At 61.3% G+C, this 2375-nt stretch carries 4 protein-coding genes; all 4 read left to right on the forward strand.

Features of this window, described 5'->3' with window-relative positions:
• Positions 1–636 (forward strand): hypothetical protein (locus tag AB0259_RS15410; RefSeq protein ID WP_366235858.1); only part of this gene is annotated, 636 nt, incomplete at its 5' end.
• 280 nt (positions 637–916) lie between these two features.
• A complete protein-coding gene (locus AB0259_RS15415; RefSeq protein ID WP_255849888.1) occupies positions 917–1315 on the forward strand; it encodes a hypothetical protein in 399 nt (132 codons plus the stop codon).
• The gene (locus tag AB0259_RS15420; protein WP_364388957.1) at positions 1315–1620 is read left to right on the forward strand and encodes a hypothetical protein; all 306 of its coding nucleotides are present in this window, start codon (positions 1315–1317) and stop codon (positions 1618–1620) included. The genes AB0259_RS15415 and AB0259_RS15420 overlap by 1 nt, the downstream gene beginning before the upstream one ends.
• A 153-nt stretch (positions 1621–1773) precedes the next feature.
• The coding region (locus AB0259_RS15425) for a protein rep (protein ID WP_366235859.1) at positions 1774–2375 on the forward strand (602 nt) is incomplete at its 3' end.

Genomic DNA, 2375 nt, shown 5'->3' on the forward strand with positions numbered 1-2375 from the left:
ACGGAGCTGTGCAAGGCTGAGGGAGCCGTCTACACGCTCGAACTGACGAACAAGGGCAACGGGTGGCACCCTCACTGCCACATGATCGCTCTGGCGGCCTCTGAGCCCTGTCAGGAGGTTTTAAGCGCTGAGTGGCACCGGATCACCGGTGACAGCTTCATCGTCGACGTAAGGCCCATCACAGGCGATCCCAGCGAGGGGTTCATGGAGGTCTTCAAGTACGCCGTGAAGTTCTCCGACCTCTCCCTGGAAGACAACTGGCACGCCGCCCAGCGCCTCAAGGGCAAACGCCTGCTGAACAGCTTCGGCCTGTTCCGTGGTGTCGAAGTCCCCGAGTCGCTCCTGGACGAACCTCTGGACTCGCTCCCCTACTGGGATCGGTTCTACCGGTATTTCGGCGGTGAGTACCGGTTTACCGGTGAAAGCCCCAAAGCGGTAACGGAGAACGCCGTTACCGAAAACCCTGAAACGCGTTACACGGTTACGCCAGCCGATCCGCGAGCGGCTGCTGACTTGCCCGGCTGGCGACCCCCGCAACCCCCCACCAAACCCAAGTCGTTCGCTGTCCTGGTGCACGAGGGCGAGCAGCGACGAAGGGCCGCTCTCAAAAGGGCTGAAACCCGCTCCAAAAGTTGACAGGTCAAGGGCCGCGCCCCCGGCTCGTCGGGGAAGCGCTCCACCTCCCCGGCGAACGGAGGCACGGGCGGAGCGCACCCTTTACCCTCCCCGAACAACCACCCTACGGCAGCACCCCGGGCCAGGAACTGGCCCGGGGGATGCCACCCGGCGAGGGTGCTTTTCCGCTTTTCCGCTTTTGATCCTCGCGCCAGCGGCGCGTCCTCATGTTGCTATAAGATTCCTATAGCATTACGATCAGGCCTCCATAGAATCCCTATAACTGATCTATAGGCCAGCCATGACGACCAAGAAGACCCCTGCCAAATCCCCCTTCATGCGCCACATCGAGGAGCTTTATGAAGACGAAGTCCATGCCGAATTCCGTGAGGCCACAATGCGAACAGTCTCTTTCAACTTCCCTGCTGAAGACGCCTGCATGCTGGCTGCCATTGCTAAACGCTTCGGTCGCAGCACCGCTGCCTTTGGCGGAGAGCTATTTGCTGAGCATGTGCGTGAGCTTTTCCTCGCGCTCACCCCTGAAGACCGACGCGCATGCGCTGCTGAGGCTGACGCAGAGCAAACCCGCTACGAAGAGTCCAAAGGCATCAAAACCACAAGCATCAATGGCGAGCCGGGTTGCCACCATTGGAAGGGCTACGCCGATATTTGTGACCGCGTAGAAGGGGAGGCCAAGTGATGGCTGAAGCAATGTTCACCCTCTGCGGGCAGGTAGCGAACGTGTACGTCCAGCCGGGCGGCACATCGAAGAAAACCGGGGAGGCCTTCGACCCTCGGGACAAGGTGCAGATCCTCGGCCACGTCCCGCTCCAGGGCGGCGGCACCAAGCTCGATCTTGTGACCCTCAACGTCGAGGACGCTCGCCTGTTTCAGGCCGCGCTCAACAAGACGATTCGCGTCCCTGTGGGGGTTTATTCCCTTGGCAAGACGGTGGGCTATTTCATTCCGCAAGGCTCAAAGCCGCAGCTCGTAGCAGCTTCTTGATTCAACGCTAAGGCCCCGGCTTCCGGGCCTTCAGGGTGGATTCCGCTTGCGGAAGGGCCCCCGAAGGCCGGTAGCCGGGGCCTTCTTACTTGATACATAGAAACAAAGTGCATGCAGCGCGTTATGCTGTAGGCACGGGAAAGGAGCCAGGGCATGGCCAAAAAGAAAACCCCCGTGAACGAATCCAACTTGGCGGAAGGGGCGTTCACAGGGGTCGATGAAGCTGAAAACTTCGGCGATAGGTTAGCACGCTACGGCCAAGCGCACGCAAGGTCGCTGGCGATGCTGGAGCACCTTCGGGGCGCTCCAGAGGTCGAAGCCACTAAGACAGCCGCAGGCCTCGCCACCTGCGGAAACTACCTGCACTTCCGGGAGTACTTCACCGTGGGCAAGGTACGGCTGCACAACGCGACGTTCTGCAAGCAGCACCTGGTCTGCCCGCTCTGCGCCATCCGGCGTGGTGCCAAGGCGCTCGGTGCCTACCTGACCCGCTGGCAGGTCATCCAGGAACAGCGCCCCGATCTGCGCCCCTACCTGATCACCCTCACCGTGAAGAACGGCGAAGACCTGGACGAGCGTCAAACCCACCTCACGAAGTCGCTGCGCAAGCTGCTCGACCGTAGGCGCAATTTCAACGCTGGCGTGGCTCGCGCTCCCTGGACGGAGCTGTGCAAGGCTGAGGGAGCCGTCTACACGCTCGAACTGACGAACAAGGGCAACGGGTGGCACCCTCACTGCCACATGATCGCTCTGGC

This window comes from Microbacterium sp. NPDC080005 (assembly GCF_040702445.1).
GTDB classification, from domain to species: Bacteria; Actinomycetota; Actinomycetes; order Actinomycetales; family Microbacteriaceae; genus Microbacterium; species Microbacterium oleivorans_D.